We start from the raw sequence: 22,685 nt of genomic DNA, 5'->3' as shown, positions 1-22,685 counted from the left end.
GGTGGACGGCCTTCCGTTGAGCATCTGATCAGGGCACCGTCACTCTAACCGGCCCGGATCACCCTCATACCGCCCGGTAGGCCACCGGCGAGGTGCCCGGGGCGGCCTCGGCCAGGCCCGCTTTCACCAGCCGCCGCAGATGGGCGCTCGTCTCGGAGACGGCGATGTTCCTGGACCGGTAGGGGATCTGGTCCCAGGGCCGGTTCCACTCCATGGCCTCGGCCAGCTGCCAGGGGGTTCGGGGAGCCTCGGTGATCAGCCGGAGCAGGTCGGCCAGCCGGGCCGCATGGTGGTCGAGGAGCTCGCGCACCCGGCGCCCGGCGTCTTCGAACGCGTACTGGTGGGCGGGCAGCACCTGAGCGGGATTCAGGCGCGCTATCCGTTCCAGCGAGTCCAGGTAGTCCCCGAGCGGGTCGGTGACCGTCCCGTCCTCGGGGTCCTCGTACAGCCCGACGTGCGGGGTGATCTCCGGTAGCAGATGGTCCCCGGAGAACAGGCGCCCCCTCGGGTCGCCGCCTACCTCCTCCTCCAGATGCAGGCAGACATGGCCGGGAGTGTGGCCGGGTGTCCAGACGGCCCGCAGCCGCCGCCCCGCCAGATCCACCAGTTCGCCCGGGGATATCTCCCGGTCGGGCAGCGCGGCGCGGGCGCCGGACGCTCGGCGGGAGCGGCCCGAGTCGCGCACGGCCCGCAACGGTGCCACGTGCTCGTCCGGCGCGCCGTCCTCCTCGAGCCGCTCGATGACGTAGCGGATCCAGGTGCCCGGCCCGACCTCGCGGGTGCGGCGGACCACGTCGGCGTCGGCCGGGTGCATGGCGATCCACGCGCCGGAGGCCTCGCGGACCGCTCCCGACAGGCCGTGGTGGTCGGGGTGGTGGTGGGTGATGATCACGCCGTGGATCTCCGCGGCGGACGTGCCCGCCTCGGCGAGTCCGCGCTCCAGCACCGCGTAGGAGTCCGGATCGTCCCACCCCGTGTCGATGAGCACGGGTCCTCGGCCGGTGTCGAGGAGGTGGACGAGGGTGTGGCCGAGCGGATTGTCCGGGATGGGGACGGGGATGCTCCACACCCCGCCGCCGTGGTCGGTGACTCGCATGCCGGCTTCCCCCTCCGGACACCTGCCCGTGATCGCTGCGCTGACTGCGCATCCGTATGGATGTTAGAACATGTTCCCTACATGGAATTGAGCCATGGGCCGCCCGTGCACCAACAGTTGTCCGGCCGTTGCTCCCTATAACTAGAACTGGTATCAGTTCAGGAATGTGTCGCGTGTCACGTTCCGAGGAGGCAGTGCGATGACCGACGTGCTGGAGCACGGTCAGTTGTTCATCGGCGGCAGGCTCGTCGACCCGATGGGCCAGGACACCATCGAGGTGATCTCCCCGCACACCGAGCAGGTCATCGGAAGAGTGCCCCACGCGGCTCGCGAGGACGTGGACCGGGCCGTGGCCGCGGCGCGCGAGGCCTTCGACTCCGGTCCCTGGCCGCGGATGTCGCTGGAGGAGCGGATCGAGGCCGTCACCCGGATCAAGGACGCCATCGCCGTCCGCCACGAGGAGATCGCCCGGCTGGTCAGCTCCCAGAACGGCTCGCCCTACTCATGGAGCGTCCTCGCCCAGGCGCTCGGCGCGATGATGGTCTGGGACACCGCGATCACCGTCGCCCGTGAGTTCGCCTACGAGGAGCACCGCGCGGGTGTCCTCGGGCCGATCCTGGTGCGCCGCGAGCCCGTGGGTGTCGTCGCGGCCGTCGTACCGTGGAACGTCCCCCAGTTCGTGGCCGGCGCCAAGCTCGCCCCCGCCCTGCTCACCGGCTGCACGGTGATCCTCAAGCCCTCGCCCGAATCGCCGCTCGACGCCTACCTGCTCGCCGAGATCGCCGCCGAGGCCGGGCTTCCGGAGGGTGTGCTGAGCATCCTGCCCGCCGACCGCGAGGTCAGCGAGTACCTGGTGGGGCACCCGGGCGTCGACAAGGTCTCGTTCACCGGGTCGGTCGCGGCGGGGAAGCGCGTCATGGAGGTCGCCTCCCGCAACCTCACCCGCATCACGCTGGAACTCGGCGGCAAGTCCGCCGCGGTGATCCTCCCCGACGCCGACCTCGACGCGGCCGTCGCCGGGATCATGCCCAACGCCTGGATGAACAACGGCCAGGCGTGCGTGGCCCAGACGCGCATCCTCGCCCCGCGCGCCCACTACGACGAGATCGCCGAAAGGTTCGCCGCCGCGGCCTCCGCGCTCGTCGTCGGCGACCCCCTCGACCCCGCGACCCAGGTGGGGCCGCTGGTCGCCCGCAGGCAGCAGCAGCGCTCGTTCGACTACATCGCCGTCGGCCAGGAGGAGGGCGCCAAGGTCCTCACCGGGGGCGGGCGGCCGGAGGGCCTGGAGACCGGGTGGTACGTGGAGCCGACCCTGTTCGGCGAGGTGGCCAACACCATGCGGGTCGCCCGCGAGGAGATCTTCGGCCCCGTGGTCTGCCTGCTGCCCTACGAGGACGAGGCGCAGGCCGTCGCCATCGCCAACGACTCCGACTACGGCCTGTCCGGCAGCGTGTGGACCGCCGACGTGGACCGCGGTATCGAGGTCGCCCGCCGGGTGCGCACCGGGACCTACAACGTCAACACCTTCAGCCTGGACATGCGCGGGCCGTTCGGGGGCTTCAAGAGCTCTGGACTCGGGCGGGAGTTCGGGCCCGAGGGCTTCTGCGAGTACCTCGAGCACAAGACGATCCATCTGCCCGCCGACTTCCGTGGGGAGGGCTGATGGGCGACCGCTGGCACGTCGAGGTCGACCGCTCGGTCTGCATCGGCTCCGGACTGTGCGTGAACGCCGCCCCGGAGGGCTTCCGGCTCGACTCCGCACGGCAGTCGCACCCCGCCGAGTCGGTCACGGACGCCGCTGAAGCCTTGCTCGAGGCGGCTGAAAGCTGCCCCGTGGAAGCCATCACCGTGCGACTGGCGAAGACGGGGGAACCGGTGTTCCCGCCGGAGGAGTGAGCGGGCAAAACCGCAGGCAGGGGCGGCAGTTGTGGTCCGGAGCCACATCTTCCGCCCCTTTTCCGTACCTGTGCATTCCTCACGCACCCTTCATTACATCGGTGACTGTTCCGCGATTTGACAGCGTGGAAATCTCACCGCTGTTGCCCGGATCCGGGCGGCCTCGGATCTGGGGACCGAGTGCCGCGCAACGACCGGTCAGCGACATCGCACAGTCCATGACAGCGATCAGCTGGGGGTGAGGGATGAGAGATACGCAGGGGGGGAAGAAACGCCGGCCGCGGTCCCGGAGAGGACGCGTCGTGGCAGCCATCGGCCTGCTCGGCCTGCTCGGAGCCGGAACGGCGGGCGCCGTGGGGGCGGCCGGCGCGGACGACCGCTCCGATCACGGCCGCGCCGCGCGGACGAGCGGCAGGGGAGGTCCGCTGACGGCGCGGGAGACGGCACGGGCCGTACGCGTCGCCACGGCGGCGAAGGCGGGCCCGGGCGGCGCAGCCACCGCCGCGGCGCCGGGCAGGGACGTCCGGGGACGTCCGGGAGCCCAGGTGCTGTGGTCCGAGCGCCACCGGGACCTCGGCAAGAGCGGTGACGACCGGCGCAGGCTCGCCGATGTGTACCTGTACGACTACGCCTCCGACACACTGATCAACCGCCTGGTCGACCTGGGCACCGGCCGGGTCGAGCGCTCCTCGCGGCAGCACGGCGTCCAAGTGCCTCCCACCGCGGCCGAGGTGACCCGCGCGCTGGAGGTCGTGATGGCGGATCCCCGGCTGGGCAAGGGCATTCGCGCGGACTACCGCGCGCAGACCTCGAAGCCGCTCACCAAGCCGTCCCAACTGCATGCCCAGGGAATGGCGTTCCTCGCCTCCCGGGCCACGGGTGTCGAGGGCTCCGGCAAGGTCGCCCGGTGCGGCGTGCACCGATGTGTCCAGCTCTTCGTGCGGATCCCCCGCGGCAAATGGGTGGACACCAGCCGCATCGTGATCGACCTGTCGGCCGACCGCGCCGCCGTCATCGGCCTGTAGGGGGACCATGCCATGATCACGACCATCAGGCGGCTCAGGCATGCCCGTACGGCGGCGGTCGTCGCCGCAATCCTGCTCTGCGCCGTCGGACTCGGCGCCGCCCCGGCGTCCCCGGTGTCCCCCGCGTCCCCGGTCTCCTCGGCGCCCTCCGCCGCGCCGACGAGCTGCTCGGGCACGTACCGCATCGATCGGACCATGACCAACGGCGCCCGCTGGCAGATGTGCTGGGACATCCGCCGGCTCACCGGCCTGGTCCTCAGCGACATCACCTACACGCCGAACCGGGGCAGGCCGACGCGGGTCCTCAGCAGCGCCGCCCTGGCCGAGGTGCACGTTCCGTACGACAGCGGCCGGCCCCGCTTCTACGACATCTCCTCCATCGGCTTCGGGGACCTTGAACTCGGCACGCTCACCACCTTGGGCAAGCGGGACTGCCCGACCGGTGAACTGCGGTCGTTCAGCGGCCACAAGGTGCTGTGCGTCGAGACGCAGCCGCGCGAGTTCGCCTACAAGAGCGCGGTCCAGAAGGGCGTCCTGCACGGGGACGACCTCGTTGTCTTCTCGGTCTCCGAGATCGGCTGGTACGACTACATTACCGAGTGGCGTTTCGCGGACGACGGCTCGATCACTCCCCGGGAGGGGGCCACGGGCACGCTCTCGCCGTTCCAGTTCAGCGACGCCGCCAGCGGCTGGCCGACCGGCGTGGGCTCGAGCAGGTTCAGCGAGAACCACAGCCACAACGTCTTCTGGCGGCTCGACTTCGACGTCAACGGGAAGACCGCAAACGTCGTCGAGCAGTACGACTACACCGGCAGCGGCACCGCCTCCCGGTCCACCAAGCTCACGACGCTGTCGAAGGAGACCGCGGCGGAGCTGGCGCCGATGCGCTTTTGGAGGATCAAGAACCCCACCGCGCTCAACACCGACGGACACCCGATGTCCTGGGAGATCGATGTCCGCGACAGCGACGAATACCGAGGTCCGGAGCACACCGAGGACTTCACCCATCACGATGTGTACGTCACCCAGTACCGGGAATGCGAGGTACTGGCCTACGGCGGCACCATGCCCGGCTGCGCGACATCGGTGGACCAGTACGTCAACGGCGAGAAGCTCAAGGACCCCGTTCTCTGGGTCGACGTCGGGTTCCACCACGTACCGAGAGACGAGGACCAGGACCCGATGCCGACCCACTGGCAAGGGTTCAGGATCCTCCCTCGAGATGTGACAGCGACCAGCCAGCTCCCTTGAAAGACGCGCTTCCTTCAAAGATCCGCGGGACTCCCCCGCCGCCCCACCCGGGACGGTGGTCCCGTCAGACGAAAAGGAATTCAATGACTCACGCGCGCGTGTACCACGACGCCGACGGAGACGTCCCCAGATGACCGGCCTTCTGACAGAGCCCGATGTCCGGCTCCTCCTCGAGGACAGATTCGCCTCAATGGCCCGGGAGCACCGAACTCCCGGAGCCCAAATAGCCATTCACCACCGCGGTGAGACCGTGACCGCCGAATTCGGCGAACCGGAGCACGGAAGCGGCCTCGCCATCACGGCGGACGACGCATTCCCCATCGGTTCCATAACCAAGTGCTTCACCGCCACCGTGGCGATGATCCTGGTCGCCGACGCAGACATAGAACTCGATGAACCGCTCGGTGAACACCTCCCCGAACTCGTCGACGAAGCCACCCGGCGCCTCACCCTCCGCCATGTGCTCAGCCACACCGGCGGACTCGCCTCGGGTCCCGACTCCGACGACATCACCACCGTCTCACCGGCCCGGTACGTGGCGGACCACGTCCGCGCCCACAACGTGGTCCTCCCGGCCGGCACCGGCTTCTCCTACTCCAACATGGGGTACGTCCTGGTCGGCCGCCTCATCGAGGCCATCACCGGGATGACCTGGCGGGAAGCCACGGAATCGATACTGCTTCGGCCCCTGGGCATCACTGCCGCCTTCATCGACGTACCCGCGGTGCCCGCGTCCGGCAACCGCCGCCGCGCCACCGGGCACTCCGTCAACGCGGCCCTCGGCAGGATCAGGCCCGTCCTGCAGTCGCTGGCTCCCGTCGAGGCCCCGACCGGCGCGCTCGCCCTCAGCGCCACCGACCTCGTCTCCTTCGGCCGGATGCACACCGGCCGCGGACTGCCCCAGATCCTCGAGGGCCCCTACGCCGAGCTCATGCGGGAGGACCTGCCCGCCGCCGAGCCGTTCGGGCTCGCCGACGGCTGGGGCCTGGGCCTGGCCATGTACCAGGACGGCGGGAACACCTGGGTGGGCCACGACGGCAACGCCCATGGCACCTCCTGCTACCTGCGCGTGGACCCGGTGGACGAGTGGATCGTCGCCTTCACCAGCAACTCCAACACCGGTCACGCGCTGTGGCGGGACCTTCTCGCCGAACTCGCGGGGACGATGCGCGTCCCCGTGCCCGCCGCCCGTTCCTGGGTGTCGCGGTCGCGACCGGTCGCACCCCCGATGGAGTACGTCGGCACGTACGCCAACGGCGACGTCGAATACGTGGTGGCGGACGACGAGAACGGGGCATTGACCCTGTCCGTCGACGGCGACACCCCCGCCCGGCTCACCCTCTTCGAAGACCTGACCTTCTCCATGCGGGACCCGGAATCCGGGAAATCGGTCTTCGGCGGGCGCTTTCTGCGGGACCCGGACACGGGAAATGCCGACCGCGTGCAACTCGGCGGCCGTCTCGCTCAGCGGTGTCCCAGCCACGTGCACTGAGCCTCGCTGACATCCCTCCACAACACTTCTGTCGATGAATCACGTCCGAAGGGGCGGAAATCATGGTGGCTGCTGTGCCATTGCCGAAAATGATCGAGGCGCAGGTGGCGCGGACTCCTGATGCGCCGGCGGTGGTGAGGATCGATGGGGGTGGGCTGACCTATTNCGGGGATCTGGGCCGATGTGCTGGGTCTGGAACGCGTGGGGGTCGAGGACAACTTCTTCGAACTCGGCGGCGACTCCATCCTCACCATCAAAGTGGCATCGCGGCTGCGTGCGGCCTTCGGTGTGGAGCTGTCCCCACGGATTGTCTTCACCCACCCCACCGTCGCCGCGCTCACGGGGGCGATCCCCGGCACGGAGAAGGCCGCCGCCATTCCCGTGATCGCGCGCAACGGCGGGCTGCCGCTGTCCTTCGCCCAGCAACGGCTGTGGTTCCTCGACGAGTTCGAACCGGACAGCGCCGAGTACGTCACGCCCACCGCGCTGAGGCTGCGTGGGGAGCTGGACATCGGCGCCCTGAACAGCGCACTCAGCTCGGTGGTCGCCCGGCATGAGTCACTGAGGACCACCTTCGACCAGGTGGACGGTCACGGTGTCCAGGTGGTGGGTCCGCCGTACGAGGTCCGGCTCGATGTGCTGGACCTGTCCGGGGTGCCGGATCGCGAGGACGAGCTCCTGCGTGTCCTCGCCGAGGAGAGCGCCCGCCCGTTCGACCTGCGGCGGGGCCCACTCCTGCGTACCTGCCTGGTGCGGCTGGCCGAGGACGACCATGTCCTGACGATGATGCTGCACCACATCGTCACCGACGGGTGGTCGACCGGTGTGCTCACCGAGGAGGTGGGTGCCCTCTACGGCGCGGCGCTCCGAAATGAGCAGGCGGACCTTCCCCTGCTGCCGGTCCAGTACGCGGACTTCGCGGCATGGCAGCGTGAGGAGCTGTCGGGGGAGGCGGTTGCCGCGCAGGTGGACTACTGGCGTCGTCAACTCACCGACGTACAACCGCTGGAGCTGCCCACGGACCGGCCGAGGCCGACCGTGCAGACCAAGGACGGGGCGCTGCTGGACTTCCGTGTTCCCGCCGAAGTCACGTCCCGGCTCAAGGAATTGGGGCAGCGGCGCGGCAGCACCCTGTTCACCACCCTTGTCGCGGCCTGCCAGGTGCTCTTCGCCCGGTGGTCGGGGCAGGACGACATCGCCGTCGGCACCGTCACCTCCGGCCGGGAGCGGGCCGAGGTGGAGCACCTCGTCGGCTTCTTCGTGAACACGCTCGTTCTGCGTTCCACCGTGGACCGTGGCCGGACCTTCGGCGAGTTCATGGGCGAGGTGCGGGACACCGTGCTGGAGGCCTTCGCCCACCAGGCCGTTCCCTTCGAACGTGTGGTGGACGAACTCCAGCCGACCCGTGACACCAGCCGCACCCCGCTGTTCCAGGCGATGGTGGTGCTGCAGAACCTGCCCGGCGATGCCCTGCAACTCCCCGGTCTCTCCGTGGAGGGGGTCTGCCTGCCCGTCATGACGGCGAGCTTTGACATCACCGTGGAGTTCGCCGAGCAGGATGGGGGGCTTCAGGGGGCCGTCACCTACAACACGGACCTCTTCGACGCCGCCACGATCGAGCGCATGGCCGGCCATCTGCTGGTGTTGCTCGAAGGGATCGCCGCTGACGCCGACCGGCCGGTGGGCGAGCTGCCGCTCATGCCGGAGGAGGAGTGGCGGCGTGTGGTGGTGGAGTGCAATGCCACCGAGCGGGATGTGGCGCCGTCGATGTTGGGTGCGTTGTTCGAGGCGCAGGTGGCGCGGACTCCTGATGCGCNCGGGGATCTGGGCCGATGTGCTGGGTCTGGAACGCGTGGGGGTCGAGGACAACTTCTTCGAACTCGGCGGCGACTCCATCCTCAGCATCCAGGTGGTCTCCCGAGCCCGTGAGGCCGGGCTGCGCATCATGCCGAGGCAACTCTTCGAGCACCAGACGGTCGCCTCCCTCGTCGCGAGTGTGAACGAGGCGGACCCGGCCGACGCTCCCACCCCCGTCGCCGAGCAGGGTCCCGTCAGCGGGCCCGTGCCGCTGACCCCGATCCAGCACTGGCTGTTCGCGTCCAACTCCGAGCCGCAGCGCTTCGACCAGTCCCTGACGGTCGAGTTGGCCGACGGCCTCGACGAGGCCGCTCTGCGTTCGGCGGTCGCCGCGTTGCTGGAGCACCACGACGCCCTGCGGATGCGGTTCGAGTACATCGACGGCCAGTGGCACCAGTACTGCGCTCCGCCGACGGCGGCCGAGGAGACGGAGGCCGTGCGGATCCGTGATCTGTCGCTCCTGGACGGCGACGAGCAGCGCAAGGCGATCCGGGATGCCACCGCAGCCGTCCATACGAGCTTCGACCTCGGGCACGGCCCCCTGCTGAAGGCGGTGCTGTTCGACCTCGGAGAGGGGCGGCGCCCGGTGCTGTTCCTCGCGGTGCACCATCTGGTCGTCGACGGGGTCTCCTGGCGCATCGTTCTCGAAGACCTCGACACGGCCTACCGGCAGGCGGCGGGTGAGGAGAAGGTACGGCTGCGGCCCAAGACCACCTCGTTCCGTGAGTGGGCACTACGGCTGCGCGAACATGCCACGACGGGCGGCTTCGACGACGAGCTGGGCCACTGGAGCGGCACCTCACCCGGCGCGAGTGCTCTGCCCACCGACGGCGCCGGACCCAACACCGTTGCCTCCACACGCTCGTTCACCGTCCGGCTCTCTCCCGAGGAGACTCGGGCCCTGCTCCAGGACGTCCCCGGGGTCTACCGCACGCAGATCAATGATGTTCTGCTCGGCGCCCTCGGCCGGGTGCTGAGTGGTTGGACGGGGAACGGCAGGGTCCTGGTCGACCTCGAGGGCCATGGTCGCGAGGACGTGCTCGACGGAGTCGACCTCTCCCGCACCGTGGGGTGGTTCACCAGCATGTTCCCCGTCGGCCTGGACGTGTCCGACGGGGACTGGGGAGCCGTCCTCAAGTCCACGAAGGAGCAGTTGCGTTCGGTGCCGGGACGTGGCCTCGGCCATGGCGCCCTGCGCTACCTCACCGAGAAGAACGGGCCGGTCGAGGCGGCGGAGCCTCAGGTCAGCTTCAACTATCTGGGCCAGTTCGACGCAGCGCCCGCCAACAGCGCCCTGCTGCACAGCGTGCGCGGCGGCCTGGAAGGCGATGTCAGCCCGCAGGCCATGAGGACCCACGTCCTCGATGTCGTGGGCCGAGTGGAGAACAGGAGCCTGGAGTTCACCTGGTCCTACTCCGCGCACCTGCACGAGGAGAGCACCGTCTCCCGGCTGGCCGAGGACATGCTGGCGGCGCTGCGCGCGGTGGTACGGCACTGCGCGCAGCCGGGAGCCGGCGGCCGGACCCCGTCGGACTTCCCGCTGGCCGGCCTCGACCAGGCCGCGGTGGACCGCCTGGTCGGCGACGGCCGCGGGGTCGAGGACGTCTACCCGCTGACACCCATGCAGGCCGGGATGGTCTTCCACGGGCTCTCCCAGGCCGAGCAGGGCGTCTACTTCGAACAGGCCACCTTTGTGCTGGACGGAGTGGAGGACCCGCACGTCCTCGCGGCGGCCTGGCAGCACGTCGTGGACCGGACGCCGGTGCTGCGCAGCCGTATGGCCTGGGAAGGGGTGCCCGAACCGCTCCAGGTCGTACAGCGCGATGTCGTGGTGCCGGTGGAGCACCTCGACTGGACCGGCTTGTCCGAGGGGGAGCGCCGCGATGCGCTGACGGCCTTCCTCGACCGTGACCGCTCCCTGGGGCTGGACCTGGGTGTCGCCCCGTTGATGCGGGTCGCCCTCGCCAGGCTCACCGCCACGGAGGTCCAGGTCGTCTGGACCTTCCACCATGTGCTCCTCGACGGTTGGAGCGTCTTCCAGGTGCTCTCGGACGTCTTCGCGTGCCAGGCCGCACTCGCCGGTGGGCAGCGCCCGCAGATGTCGGCCCGGCGCCCGTTCCGGGACTATGTGGCCTGGCTGAACGAGCGGGACCGGTCCGAGGCAGAGGAGCACTGGCGCGGCGTGCTGGCCGGACTGGACTCCCCCACACCGCTGCCCTACGACCGGGCACGCGGCCAGGCGCAGGAGACCCGCTCGGCACGGTGGCTGCCCTTCCAGCTCGGGGAGGAGGAGACCGGTCGGCTCAATGACTTCGCCAGGCGCCACCGTCTGACGCTCAACGCCGTCGTGCAGGGAGCCTGGGCCCTGTTGCTGTCCCGCTACGGCGGGCAGCGGGATGTGTGCTTCGGCGCCACGGTGTCGGGCCGCCCCGCCGACCTCGCGGGAGCGGACACGATCACCGGCATCTTCATCAACACCCTGCCCGTCAGGGTCGAGGTGGACGAGCGTGCGGGAGTGGCCGAGTGGCTGCGACAACTGCAATCCGCGCAGGCCGAGGCCCGCAGATTCGACTTCGTCTCACTGGCCCAGCTCCGGGGGTGGACCCAACTGCCCGGCGGGGTCGACCTCTTCGACAGCATCGTGGTCTTCGAGAACTACCCGATCAACAATGAGGCCGCCGCGGTCCACGGCCTCCGGTTGCGTGAGCTCCAGGCGATCGAGACGACCAACTACCCGCTGAGCGTGGTCGTCTCGCCGGGTGAGCGGCTGTCGGTGGAGTTCGGCTACGACCCCGACCTCTTCGACGAGGCCACGGTCGAGCGCATGGCGGGCCACCTGACTCATGTCCTCGATGTCTTCGGCGCCGACGGCGGTACGGCCACATTGGACCGCGTCGATGTCCTGCCGGAGGAGGAGTGGCGGCGTGTGGTGGTGGAGTGCAATGCCACCGAGCGGGATGTGGCGCCGTCGATGTTGGGTGCGTTGTTCGAGGCGCAGGTGGCGCGCACTCCTGATGCTGCGGCGGTGGTCGTGGACGGTGGTGTCGCATTGTCGTTCGCGGAGTTGGAGGTGTGGGCGAATCGGTTGGCTCATCGTTTGATCGGGTTGGGGGTGGGGCCGGAGTCGGTGGTGGCGCTGGTGCTGCCGCGGTCGGTGGAGATCGTGGTGGCGCAGTTGGCGGTGGTGAAGGCCGGTGGTGCGTATCTGCCGGTGGATCCGGGTTATCCGCAGGAGCGGATCGCGTTCATGCTGGCTGATGCCGCTCCGGTGGTGGTGCTCGATGATCCGGCGGATGTGTGGGTGCGTTCGGGGCCGGAGCATGCGCCCACGGATGGGGACCGGGTGGTGCCTTTGGTGGTGGGGCATCCGGCGTATGTGATCTACACCTCGGGGTCGACGGGGGTTCCGAAGGGTGTGGTGGTCACTCATGCGGGGTTGGCGAGTTTTGCGGCTGCGGAGGCGGAGCGGTATGCGGTGGGGTGCGGTGATCGGGTGCTGCAGTTCTCTTCGCCGAGTTTTGATGCCTCGGTGCTGGAGTTGTGCATGTCGCTTCCGGTGGGTGCGGCGCTGGTGGTGCCGCCGGGGGGTCCTTTGCTGGGGGAGCAGTTGGCGGGGGTGCTGGAGCGGGGGCGGGTGACGCATGCGTTGATTCCTCCGGCGGCGTTGGCGACGGTGGGGCGGGGGGCGGTGTCGGGGCTGGCGGGGTTGCGTACGGTGGTTGTGGGTGGGGATGTGTGTTCGGCGGAGTTGGTGCGGCGGTGGGCTCCTGGGCGTCGGATGATCAATTCCTACGGTCCGACCGAGGCCACGGTGGTGGCGACCTGGACCGGTCCGCTGTCCGGGGCGGGTTCGGGGGTGCCGCCGATCGGTCGGCCGATTCCCAATACCCGGGTGTATGTTCTGGACCGGGTCCTTCGTCCGGTTCCGCTCGGTGTGCCGGGGGAGTTGTACATCAGTGGTGTGGGTCTGGCCCGTGGTTATCTGAACCGTCCTGGTCTGACTGCCTCGCGTTTTCTGGCCGATCCTTTCGGTGCTCCGGGTTCGCGCCTGTATCGCACGGGTGATGTGGCGCGGTGGAACGCGGACGGTGAGTTGGAGTTCGTCGGGCGTGTGGACCATCAGGTCAAGATCCGAGGGTTCCGTGTCGAACTCGGTGAGATCGAGACGGCGCTGCGAACCCATCCCGATCTCTGCGAGGCCGCCGTCATCGCCCGTGAGGACGACCGCGGTGGGCGCAAGAGACTCGTCGCCTACCTGGTGGCCTCGCCGGGGGCGGCCGCTCCTGGGGCCACCGCCCTGCGCGATCATCTGGCGCGGACCCTGCCGGACTACATGGTGCCCTCGGCCTTCGTGGCACTCGACGCGCTGCCGCTGAGCGCCAACGGCAAGCTCGACCGCAAGGCGCTCCCGGCCCCGGATCCGCAGCCCGACCGGCGCTCCCGCTACCTTCCGCCGACCAACCCGACCGAGCAGGCCCTGGCGGCGATCTGGGCGGATGTGCTCGGACTGGAGCGCGTCGGCATCGCCGACAACTTCTTCGAGCTCGGCGGGGACTCGATCCTGAGCATCCAGGTGGTCTCCCGTACCCGGCAGGCCGGACTGCATGTGACCACCAAGGACCTCTTCCTCCACCAGACGGTCGCCGCGCTGGCTTCCGTGGCCACCGTCGAGACCGAGCGGGCCGATCGGGAGCCGGTTGTCGGCTCGCTTCCGCTGACCCCGATCCAGCAGTGGTTCTTCCAGTCGCACACCGTGAACCCCCACCACTTCAACCAGTCCACGGTCGTGGAGTTGACCGATGAACTGGACGAGCGTGCCTTGCGGATCGCGCTCGACGCGCTGCTGGTCCACCATGACGCGCTGCGGATGCGGTTCGAGCAGGTGGACGGCCAGTGGCGACAGTACAACCCGGCGCCCGAGCACCGTCCCGCCCACGAGCACGATCCCGCCTCCAGGTCCGGGCCCGTGCTCCATGTGCGGGACCTGTCCGATGTGGACCCGCGGCAGCGGCCCGCCGCGATGGAGAAGGCCGCCGACGAGGTGCACGCGGGCTTCGACCTCGGGCGTGGTCCGCTCCTGAAGGCGGTGCTCTTCTCGCTGGGGGAGGGGCAGCGGCCGTATCTGTTCATGGCGGCGCACCACCTGGCCGTGGACGGGGTGTCGTGGCGCATCCTGCTGGACGACCTGGAGACGGCCTACCAGCAGGCGGTGAGCGGGCAGGCCGTGCGGCTGGGGTCGAAGACGACGTCGTTCCGGGACTGGGCACGGCGGTTGGAGGAGCATGTGGCCTCCGGCGGGCTGGACCATGAACTCGACTTCTGGGCGGGGACCGTCGACGCCGCCGTGCTCCCCCTCGACCACGAGTCGGCGGAGCCGGCGGCAACGCGGGCACCACAGGTGCACGAGGCGCTCACGGTCTCCGTCCGGCTCGACGCCGATGACACCGACGCCTTGCTGAGAGCGGCACCGACCGCCTACCGCACACGGATCAACGATGTCCTGCTCGCCGCGCTCGCCCTGGCGCTGTCCCGGTGGACGGGGCGGCGGCGGGTCTGCGTCGAACTCGAGGGCCATGGCCGCGAAGAGGTCGTCGAAGGCGTCGACCTGTCCCGCACGGTGGGGTGGTTCACCACGATGTTCCCGGTGGCGCTCGAGGTGCCCGCCGCCTCTGAGCCGGACTGGCGCGCTCTGGTCAAGTCGGTGCGCAGACAGATGCGAGCCGTGCCGGGCAATGGTTTCGGCTGGGGAGCGCTGCGCCACTTCGGCTCCGCCGCCGCGCGGGAACGTCTGGCCGCCGACACCGCCGGGCCGCAGATCGTCTTCAACTACCTCGGCCAGTGGGACGCGCGTTCACAGGGGCCGGGCGACGGCGGGAACGGGCTGGTGTGGGCGGAGCACTCCGCGCTGGGGCAGGATCACGACCCGCGGGACAGGGGCTCCCATCTGCTGGAGGTGGTCGGCGCGGTCCAGAGCGGCCGGCTCGGCTTCTCCTGGCACTACCGGCCGGACCTGCACGACCGGTCGACCATCGAGGGCGTCGCCGAGGACTTCGCCGAGGCGCTGCGCGGGATCGCCCGGGACTGCCGGGAGTCGATGTGACCGCGACGGCGCCCGAGAAGGCGGCGGTGCCGCTGTCGCGCAACCGCGACTACCGGCTGCTGTGGGGCAGTCTGGCGCTGTCGGAGTTCGGGTTCAACGCGTCGGTGATCGCCTTCCCCCTGGTCGTCCTCGCCGTGACCGGCTCCGCCGCCGCGTCCGGGCTCGTGCTGGGGACCATCGCGGCCTCGCAACTGGTCGCCGGGCTCCCCGCGGGCGCCCTGGTGGACCGCTGGAACCGCAAGCGGGTCATGCTCGGCTGCGAGGCGGCGCAGGCACTGGCGGCGGCCAGCCTGGTCGCCGCGCTGTGGTGGGACACCGCCACGGTGGCGCACATGGTGGCCGTGGCGGCCGTGATCGGAGTGTGCGCGGCCCTGTTCGAGCCGGCGGAGAGCGCCTGCCTGCCGAATCTGGTGCCCGACGAGCAGTTGCCGACAGCGGTCGCGATGAACTCGGCGCGGGCGTCCCTGGGGCATCTGTCGGGCACGGCGGCCGGTGGGTTCCTGTTCGCCGTCGGACGGTTCGTCCCGTTCGCCGTGGACGTCGTCACGCACACCCTGGCGTTCTGCGGACTGTCGTTTCTGAAGGTGCCGCCGCGCGAGACGGTGCGATCGGGCGAGACGGTGCGATCGGGCGAGACGGTGCGATCGGGCGAGACGGTGCGATCGGGCGAGACGGTGCGATCGGGCGAGACGGTGTCATCGGGCGAAGCGGCCCCTTCGGGCGGGACGGTGCCGCCGCGCGAGGTCGCGGAAGGCCCGTTGCGTCCGGGCAGTCTCGGCCGGGAGATGGCGGCCGGGCTGCGCTGGGTGTGGCGGCACGAGCACATCCGGGTGACCGCGTTGTGCGTGGTGGTGCTGAACCTGTTCTTCAGTGCCTTCTACATCGTGGTCATCGTGCTGGCCGAGGCCAATGGGGTGCCGTCCGGCCAGATCGGTGTCATGGCGGCGATGCTGGGCGTGGGCGGAGTCGCCGGCGCCATTGCCGCGCCCCACCTGCACAAGCGGGTGAGCCCCTATGTGTCGATCATCGCGGTGTTCTGGGTGCTGACGGTGCTCACGCCGCTCGCGGCCGTCATCGACAGCGGTTACCTCATGGGCGCGCTGTTCGCCGGCATGGCTCTGCTGCCGCCGACCGCGAACACGACGATCATGACCCAGCAACTGCTCCTGACCCCGGACGAGTTGAGGGGCAGGCTCACCGCTGTGATCGGTCTGGCCTGCGGGGTGGCCGCGGCCGGCGGGCCTGCCCTGGGCGGCCTGCTGACCGAGCTGGTCTCCGGGGACCAGGCGGTCCTGCTGTGCGCGGCGGGTATGGCGACCGCCACGGTGCTGGCCACCGCGAGCCCGGTCCTTCGCCGGCTCCCGCGTCCATGACTCATGGCCGCACCACGCCGACAAGCCATCGCCGCAACAACTTCACACCGAAAGCAACACCGTAAGAGGAATGACCCGAGCGGAAACGGAAAAGGAGAATGGACATGGACGACAACGCGAGGTACGAGGTTCTGCGCAACGACGAGGACCAGTACTCCCTCTGGCTCGCGGGCCACGAGGTTCCCGAGGGGTGGCACCGCGTCGGCAAGGAGGGGAGCAAGGAAGAGTGCTCCGCCTATGTCGACGAGGTGTGGACGGACATGCGGCCGCGCAGCCTGCGTGAGCGCATGGACAACGCGGCCCGGTCCTGACCCTCGCGGGTCCCGGCCTTCGCGGTCCCGGCTCTCACCGGCCCCGCGTCCGGAGTCCCGAACTCCCGGAGTGCCTCGCCCGGCGGAATCCCGCCCGGGTGGGGCACTTCGTGCCGCCAGGGCCTGTCCTACGCGGGCCCCTAGAGCCAGCCGGCCCCCTTGGAGATCCGGATGGCGTCGACACGGTTTCTGGCGCCGGTCTTGCGGGTGATGGCGGACATGTAGTTGCGCACCGTTCCATTGGACAGGTGCAGGCTCCTGGCTATCTCCGAGACGGAGGCGCCCTCGGCCGCCAGTGAGAGCACATTGAGTTCGCGCGGAGTCAGCGGCATCTCGGCCGCCTGGAGGAAACCAAAAGCGAGCGCGCTGTCGATGAAACGTTCCCCCTCGGCGACACGGCGGATCGCGCGGAGCAGCCGCTGCGGGGGAGCGTCCTTGCTGACGAAGCCGAGAGCCCTCGTCTTCACGGCCTGGCGCAGCAGGCCGGGTTTGCCCGGTGGCGCGAGAACGAGGAGCGCTCGCTGTTCCTCGGACTCGCTCACGGTCAACTGCGCCGCGTCGTGGGCGGAGGGCGAGTCCGCCCCGTCCATGTCCACCACGCAGACATCCGGCCTCAGTTGACGTGCTCTTCCGGGCGCGTCCTTCCACGGCGCCGCCACCACTTCTATGTCCTGTTCTCTCCCCAGCAGCGCCGCCAGTGCCGACCGCATCAGGCACGTCTCTATGACGAGTAGAACCCGGATCACGACTGCCCCCTCCAGACCTCGTGTACCGGCGCTCCTTCGAGCAGGCCGGTTGAGCAGGTCATTAGTACCCGCCATCGCCCGGACCATGGATGCCGGTTTCAGCCAACAGGGAGTGAGCGGGCGTAAGCGGGGCGCACGCGCCCCCTGCGCGCGCCGTGACTCGAGGTAGCGCTACGAGGACCGCTGGTCAGTGCGCGTGACGTCGATGAGCCCGCAGACGGTCTCGATGTCGATCTTGACCTGAGCGATCGAGGCACGCCCGGAAAGCCAGGTGATGAGGGCCGAGTGCCATGTGTGTTCGATGACCCTGACGGCCGACAACTGCTCGGCTGTCGGCGGTGTCGCCAGCCCCATGGCGTCCAGAATGATGGCCGTGGTCAGACGGCTGACCATGTCCACCTCGGCGCTCACCGAGCGGTCTGCGAACGTAAGTGCCCTTACCATTGCGTCAGCCAGATGAGGCTCTCGCTGGAGGGCGCGGAAGGCGCGCATCAAGGTCTCGGCCACTCTGGCCGAAGGTTCCTGTGCCGCCGGCGGACGCTTGCGCATCTGCTCGTGCATGTGCTGCAACTGGTCCTGCATGGTCGCGACGAGCAGATGGATCTTGGACGGGAAGTAGCGGTAGAGCGTGCCGAGTGCCACCTCGGACGTCTCGGCCACCTCGCGCATCTGGACCGCGTCGAAGCCGCCTCGGCTGGCGAGCTGGGCGCTCGCGTGGAGGATCCGGCGGCGGCGCGCCTCCTGGCGCTCGGTCAGCGGCAGGGAGGCCGGTTTGGGGGCTGCTGTCACCGGGCTTCCTTTCGAACGGTGCGGCCTCAGCGATCCGCGCCCGTGGTCCGTCCGCGCGGCTTGCGGACACGGGGATGATGGCAGGCGGCGCCGCCGTGCGCGAATCATTGAAACCCGTTCTACTTTAGCGCGAGGAGTGTGCGTTCGTCCTGCTCCCGGTGGGTTCGGGTGGCGTGGCGGGGCGAGGGAGTGGCGCGGATCACGGGACGCGGTGACAGGGAAGGTGGCGGCGGCGGGTATCTTCGAGACTTCCCGGGCGATCCGATAGTGGAACTTGTTCTAAATGAACATGGACGGATACGCTCCGGCTGAGCCGCAGTGAGAAGGGGGCCGCGAGTGACCGCTGAGGCCGCGCAGGCGATCGGGCCCGATCCCGTCGAACCGATCGCCCCCGCCGCCGGTGAGGGTCCGCTGCGCATCGCGCTGCTCTCGTACAAGGGAAACCCGTTCTGCGGAGGCCAGGGCGTCTACGTCCGCCACCTCTCCCGCGAACTCGCCCGGCTCGGGCACACCGTCGAGGTCATCGGCGCCCAGCCCTACCCGGTCCTGGACGGCGGGGTGCCGCTCACCGAGCTGCCGAGCCTCGATCTCTACCGGCAGCCCGACCCGTTCCGCGTACCCGGGCCGCGTGAGTACCGCGACGCCGTGGACCTGCTCGAGGTCGGCGTCATGCTCAGCGCGGGCTTCCCCGAGCCGCTGACCTTCAGCCTGCGGGCCCGCCGTCACCTCGCCGCCAGGCGCGGTGAGTTCGACGTCGTCCACGACAACCAGACCCTCGGCTACGGACTGCTCGGCCTCGAACGCCTCGGCTTCCCGCTCGTCACCACCATCCACCACCCGATCACCGTGGACCGGCGCCTGGAGCTCGACGCGGCGCCCAACCGGCGGCGCCGCCTGTCCGTGCGCCGCTGGTACGGCTTCACCCGGATGCAGAAGCGCGTGGCCCGACGCCTGCCGTCGGTGCTGACCGTCTCCGGCACCTCGCGACAGGAGATCATCGACGACCTCGGTGTGCGTCCCGAGCGCATCCATGTCGTCCACATCGGCGCCGACACCGGACTGTTCTCGCCCGACCCCTCCGTGCCCGAGGTGCCCGGCCGCATCGTCACCACTTCCAGCGCCGACGTACCGCTCAAGGGTCTGATCCACCTCGTCGAGGCGCTCGCCAAGGTGCGTACGGAACGGCCCGACGCCCACCTCGTCGTCGTCGGCAAGCGGTCCGACGACGGGCCGGTCGCCGCCGCCATCGAGCGGTTCGGGCTCGGTGGCGCCATCGAGTTCGTCAAGGGCATCAGCGACGCCGAACTCGTCGACCTCATCCGCGGCGCCGAGGTGGCCTGCGTGCCCTCCCTGTACGAGGGCTTCTCCCTGCCTTCCGCCGAGGCCATGGCGACCGGCACCCCCCTGGTGGCCACCACCGGCGGAGCCATCCCGGAGGTCGCCGGCCCCGACGGGCGGACCTGCCTCGCCGTGCCTCCGGGCGACGCCGGAGCGCTGGCCGCCGCCCTGTGCCGCCTGCTCGGCGACCCGGACCTGCGCCGTCGCCTCGGAGCCGCGGGGCGCGAACGGGTGCTGCGCCGCTTCACCTGGGAGCAGGCCGCCCGCGGTACCGCCGACCGCTACCGCGAGGCCATCGCGGCCAGGGCCGCCACCCGACCACGCTGACCCCCCCTCGCAGAAGCCGAACCAGCCGAAGCCGACCAGCCGAAGCCGACCAGCCGACGCAGCGATACGCCTCAGACGAAAGCAGAGCCCCCAGTGCTGACCGTGGACTTCTCTCGCTTCCCGCTCGCCCCCGGCGACCGGGTACTCGACCTCGGCTGCGGTGCCGGCCGCCATGCCTTCGAGTGCTACCGGCGCGGCGCCAATGTCGTCGCCCTGGACCGCAACGCTGACGAGATCCTCGAGGTCGGCAAGATGTTCGGGGCGATGGCGCTCGAGGGCGAGGCCCCGGCCGGAGCCACCGCCGTCGCCATCGAGGGCGACGCCCTGGCCCTGCCGTTCCCGGACGACAGCTTCGACCGCGTGATCATCTCCGAGGTCATGGAGCACATCCCCGACGACAAGGGCGTGCTCGCCGAGATGGTCCGCGTCCTGCGGCCGGGCGGTCTCATCGCCGTCACCGTGCCGCGCTGGCTTCCCGAGAAGATCTGCTGGATGCTCTCCGACGAGTACCACGAGGTCGAGGGCGGCCACATCCGCATCTACCGCGGCGACGAACTGCTCGGCAGGATGCGCGAGGCGGGCCTGAACCCCTACGGAACCCACCACGCCCACGGGCTGCACTCGCCGTACTGGTGGATCAAATGCGCCGTCGGCGTGGACAACGACAAGGCACTGCCGGTGAAGGCGTATCACAAGCTGCTGGTCTGGGACATCATGAAGCGCCCGCTCGCCACCCGCCTGGCGGAGCAGGCCCTCAACCCGCTGATCGGCAAGAGCTTCGTCGCCTACGCGACCAAGCCCCACCTGCCGGCCGCGCCGGCAGAGCCCGCGGGCTCTGCCGAAGCCGCCGTGTCCGCCGTGTCCGCCGAAGCCGCCGTGTCCGCCGCCGCGCCGTCCGTTGAGAGCGGCCGGTGACCACGCCAGGAAGGCCCCTCGGCCGCACCGGCGGCGACTCCTACTCGCTGCTGGAACTGCCCGGGGTGCTCACCGCCGACCAGGCCGCGGCCACCGTGCGCGCGATAGCGGCGATCCAGCGTCCCGACGGCGCCATCCCTTGGTTCACCGGAGGCCATCTGGACCCGTGGGACCACGTCGAGTCGGCCATGGCCCTCGACGTGGCCGCCGAGCACGAGCGCGCCGAGGCCGCCTACCGCTGGCTCGCCGACAACCAGAACAGCGACGGCTCCTGGTACGCCGCCTACACCGACGGCGTCCCCACGGACCGGGTGCGCGAGTCCAACTTCTGCGCCTACATCGCGGTCGGGCTCTGGCACCACTACCTGGCCACCGGGGACGACGCCTTCCTCGACCGGATGTGGCCGACCGTTTACGCGGCGGTGGAGTTCGTCCTGGGCCTTCAGGCACCCGGCGGGCAGATCCGCTGGAAGCGCGACCCCGACGGCACCGCTCCCGACGAGGCCCTGCTGACCGGCTGCTCGAGCATGTACCAGGCGCTGCGCTGCGCCCTGGCCATCGCCGAGCACCGTGAAGAGCCGCAGCCTGACTGGGAGTTGGCCACCGGGCGGCTGGGCCACGCGGTGCTCGACCACCCCGGGCGCTTCCTGGACAAGGGACGCTTCTCGATGGACTGGTACTACCCGGTGCTGGGCACGGCCTTGCGCGGTGCCGCGGCAAAGGAGCGGATCGAGGCCGAGTGGGACCGTTTCGTCGTCCCCGGCCTGGGGGTGCGCTGCGTTTCCGACCGGCCCTGGGTGACCGGCGGCGAGAGCGCCGAGCTGGCGCTCGCGCTGTGGGCGATGGGTGAGTCCGACCGGGCGGTGGAGATCCTGCGGTGGATCGGACACCTGCGGGCGGAGGACGGCATGTACTGGACCGGCTACGTGTTCGAGGACGACGCGGTCTGGCCCGAGGAGAAGACCTCGTGGACCGCGGGCTCGCTGTTGCTCGCGGTGGCGGCGCTCGGGGGAGACGACGCCACCACCGCCGTCTTCGGGGGAGATCTGCTCCCGGTGGGCCTGGAGCCCTCGGCGAGCGGATGCGAGGCTGACGGCTGCGCGTCATAGCCGGTGGACGGGTGTCCTACAGGCGGCTGACGCGGGCCGCGAGAGCGTGCCCGATCAGCAGGTACACCACGGCGGGCAGGCCGTAGTTCAGCAGAACCCGCAGCCAGTCGGTGTCCATGGTGAACAGGTCGTGGGACCAGCCCGCGAGCCAGTTCGCGGCGTCCCGCACAAAGCTGACCAGGTCGTTCGCGCGGTTCGCGTCCAGCACATACATCAGGATCCACAGTCCGAGGATCAGCGCCATGATGTCGGCGACGACCCGTATCACGACCGCGGCCTGGTTTCCTCCATAGTGTCTGGCCATAGTCAACGGCTTGCCGCAACCGACGACTTGAAACCCCGCTGTTTCCCACCCGTCGAACGGCTGTTTGTCCGCGCTCGGCGGGCCACCCGAACGGACGCGCATGGATCGCGAGGACGGGTGGGCCGTGTGAGTCTGCAGAAGACCCTCGCACACTCATGCCCCCGAAAGGTACAGCGCCGTGCCGTACGCCTCGTCCCTCCAGCGGACGCTGACGGCACTTCTGCTCGCCGCTGCCCTGCTGTCGGTACCCGCCTGCGGATCGACTGCCGAGGAAACCGCCGCGGGTCCGGCGGCTCCCGCGGCCTCGGCAGAGCGGGCGAGGTTCGCCAAGACCCGGTTCGTCGCCAACGCGGGCCTGGCCGCCGGGGCCACGTACCAGTGGATCGTCAAGCCGTACAAGGCGGGGCGGCTGCGCAAGGGTGCGCAGGGACGCACGATGGCGCTGGTCAAGGCCGGGCTCGCGGGCTCGTTCACATACAGCAGGCTCAAGGCCGCGACCAGGGAGGCCGAGGGCGACCCGCGGCTGACCGAGTCCGTCGCCCCGCTGGGCGAGGGCATCGAGAGCCTTCAGGGGCTGGGTGCCAAGCTGCGCGCGGGGGACGCCGGCGACGAGGACATCGACACCTTCGAGAATGTGATCAGCAGCGTCAAGGAGGCGGGGGACGACTGCGGCGCCCCGGTCACCGACCGGCTGCCCACCGCGGGGCAGTTGGGCGGCTGAACCCGCCGCGGGGGACCGGCCCGTCGGTTCGGCCG

The 22,685-nt window shown here is 70.0% G+C and carries 17 protein-coding genes; 13 read left to right on the top strand and 4 right to left on the bottom strand.

Going from position 1 to position 22,685, the window contains the following annotated elements; translation table 11 throughout:
• Nucleotides 1-64 precede the first annotated feature (64 nt).
• Nucleotides 65-1,096: a Strvi_7410 family MBL fold metallo-hydrolase gene (locus tag IEY86_RS00910; protein WP_189129483.1), complete on the bottom strand. Its 1,032-nt coding sequence runs from the start codon at nt 1,094-1,096 to the stop codon at nt 65-67.
• Nucleotides 1,097-1,295: 199 nt separating this feature from the next.
• On the opposite strand from IEY86_RS00910, the gene IEY86_RS00905 reads away from it, so the two are divergent.
• The 9 genes from IEY86_RS00905 (at nt 1,296) to IEY86_RS00865 (ending at nt 16,401) form a co-directional block, all read left to right on the top strand.
• Nucleotides 1,296-2,759, top strand: coding sequence for an aldehyde dehydrogenase (locus tag IEY86_RS00905; protein WP_189129482.1), 1,464 nt, complete (start codon nt 1,296-1,298; stop codon nt 2,757-2,759).
• Nucleotides 2,759-2,992 (top strand): ferredoxin, encoded by a 234-nt coding sequence (locus tag IEY86_RS00900; protein ID WP_189129481.1) that lies wholly within the window; start codon nt 2,759-2,761, stop codon nt 2,990-2,992. The genes IEY86_RS00905 and IEY86_RS00900 overlap by 1 nt, the downstream gene beginning before the upstream one ends.
• A gap of 302 nt (nt 2,993-3,294) precedes the next feature.
• Nucleotides 3,295-4,017, top strand: coding sequence for a Tat pathway signal sequence domain protein (locus IEY86_RS00895; RefSeq protein WP_189129480.1), 723 nt, complete (start codon nt 3,295-3,297; stop codon nt 4,015-4,017).
• A 12-nt stretch (nt 4,018-4,029) separates the two neighbouring features.
• Nucleotides 4,030-5,268 (top strand): copper amine oxidase, encoded by a 1,239-nt coding sequence (locus IEY86_RS00890; protein ID WP_189129479.1) that lies wholly within the window; start codon nt 4,030-4,032, stop codon nt 5,266-5,268.
• Between the two features lie 130 nt (nt 5,269-5,398).
• Nucleotides 5,399-6,760 (top strand): serine hydrolase domain-containing protein, encoded by a 1,362-nt coding sequence (locus IEY86_RS00885; protein ID WP_189129478.1) that lies wholly within the window; start codon nt 5,399-5,401, stop codon nt 6,758-6,760.
• A gap of 162 nt (nt 6,761-6,922) precedes the next feature.
• Nucleotides 6,923-8,689: a condensation domain-containing protein gene (locus IEY86_RS00880; protein ID WP_373286941.1), complete on the top strand. Its 1,767-nt coding sequence runs from the start codon at nt 6,923-6,925 to the stop codon at nt 8,687-8,689.
• Nucleotides 8,571-14,717 carry a non-ribosomal peptide synthetase gene (locus IEY86_RS00875; protein ID WP_189129476.1) on the top strand — a complete coding sequence of 2,049 codons (6,147 nt, stop codon included), beginning with the start codon at nt 8,571-8,573 and terminating at the stop codon, nt 14,715-14,717. The genes IEY86_RS00880 and IEY86_RS00875 overlap by 119 nt, the downstream gene beginning before the upstream one ends.
• On the top strand, nt 14,714-16,090 hold the full coding sequence (locus tag IEY86_RS00870) for an MFS transporter (RefSeq protein WP_189129475.1): 1,377 nt from the start codon (nt 14,714-14,716) through the stop codon (nt 16,088-16,090). Before IEY86_RS00875 ends, IEY86_RS00870 begins: the two co-directional genes overlap by 4 nt.
• 104 nt (nt 16,091-16,194) lie before the next feature.
• Nucleotides 16,195-16,401, top strand: coding sequence for an MbtH family protein (locus IEY86_RS00865; protein WP_189129474.1), 207 nt, complete (start codon nt 16,195-16,197; stop codon nt 16,399-16,401).
• 140 nt (nt 16,402-16,541) lie between these two features.
• Here IEY86_RS00865 and IEY86_RS00860 read toward each other — a convergent pair whose 3' ends face one another.
• A complete protein-coding gene (locus IEY86_RS00860; RefSeq protein WP_229698060.1) occupies nt 16,542-17,147 on the bottom strand; it encodes a response regulator transcription factor in 606 nt (201 codons plus the stop codon).
• 171 nt (nt 17,148-17,318) lie between these two features.
• Complete coding sequence (locus tag IEY86_RS00855) at nt 17,319-17,936, bottom strand: TetR family transcriptional regulator (RefSeq protein ID WP_189129473.1); 618 nt, start codon at nt 17,934-17,936, stop codon at nt 17,319-17,321.
• A 336-nt stretch (nt 17,937-18,272) separates the two neighbouring features.
• Here IEY86_RS00855 and IEY86_RS00850 point away from each other — a divergent pair, with 336 nt between their 5' ends.
• The 3 genes from IEY86_RS00850 (at nt 18,273) to IEY86_RS00840 (ending at nt 21,625) form a co-directional block, all read left to right on the top strand.
• Nucleotides 18,273-19,601, top strand: a complete 1,329-nt coding sequence (locus IEY86_RS00850; RefSeq protein WP_189129472.1) for a glycosyltransferase family 4 protein — start codon at nt 18,273-18,275, stop codon at nt 19,599-19,601.
• 93 nt (nt 19,602-19,694) lie between these two features.
• Complete coding sequence (locus IEY86_RS00845; protein ID WP_189129471.1) at nt 19,695-20,516, top strand: class I SAM-dependent methyltransferase; 822 nt, start codon at nt 19,695-19,697, stop codon at nt 20,514-20,516.
• On the top strand, nt 20,513-21,625 hold the full coding sequence (locus tag IEY86_RS00840) for a prenyltransferase (RefSeq protein ID WP_373286932.1): 1,113 nt from the start codon (nt 20,513-20,515) through the stop codon (nt 21,623-21,625). Before IEY86_RS00845 ends, IEY86_RS00840 begins: the two co-directional genes overlap by 4 nt.
• 16 nt (nt 21,626-21,641) lie before the next feature.
• Here the strand turns inward: IEY86_RS00840 and IEY86_RS00835 are convergent, their stop codons facing one another.
• Entirely contained in the window at nt 21,642-21,929 is a 288-nt protein-coding gene (locus IEY86_RS00835; RefSeq protein ID WP_189129470.1) for a hypothetical protein, read from the bottom strand.
• A gap of 178 nt (nt 21,930-22,107) precedes the next feature.
• Here IEY86_RS00835 and IEY86_RS00830 point away from each other — a divergent pair, with 178 nt between their 5' ends.
• A complete protein-coding gene (locus IEY86_RS00830) occupies nt 22,108-22,650 on the top strand; it encodes a hypothetical protein (RefSeq protein WP_189129469.1) in 543 nt (180 codons plus the stop codon).
• Nucleotides 22,651-22,685 lie beyond the last annotated feature (35 nt).

It is taken from the genome of Wenjunlia tyrosinilytica (genome assembly GCF_014646055.1).
Lineage (GTDB): Bacteria > Actinomycetota > Actinomycetes > Streptomycetales > Streptomycetaceae > Wenjunlia > Wenjunlia tyrosinilytica.
The sequence above is the reverse complement of the archived record's forward strand: the minus strand, read 5'-3'. Positions and strand labels throughout refer to the sequence as shown.

Bases quoted from the DNA above. Each gene is read 5' to 3' on its own strand.
- IEY86_RS00910 (WP_189129483.1), bottom strand. From the start codon at position 1,096: ATGCGAGTCACCGACCACGGCGGCGGGGTGTGGAGCATCCCCGTCCCC.
- IEY86_RS00905 (WP_189129482.1), top strand. From the start codon at position 1,296: ATGACCGACGTGCTGGAGCACGGTCAGTTGTTCATCGGCGGCAGGCTC.
- IEY86_RS00900 (WP_189129481.1), top strand. From the start codon at position 2,759: ATGGGCGACCGCTGGCACGTCGAGGTCGACCGCTCGGTCTGCATCGGC.
- IEY86_RS00890 (WP_189129479.1), top strand. From the start codon at position 4,030: ATGATCACGACCATCAGGCGGCTCAGGCATGCCCGTACGGCGGCGGTC.
- IEY86_RS00885 (WP_189129478.1), top strand. From the start codon at position 5,399: ATGACCGGCCTTCTGACAGAGCCCGATGTCCGGCTCCTCCTCGAGGAC.
- IEY86_RS00865 (WP_189129474.1), top strand. From the start codon at position 16,195: ATGGACGACAACGCGAGGTACGAGGTTCTGCGCAACGACGAGGACCAG.
- IEY86_RS00835 (WP_189129470.1), bottom strand. From the start codon at position 21,929: ATGGCCAGACACTATGGAGGAAACCAGGCCGCGGTCGTGATACGGGTC.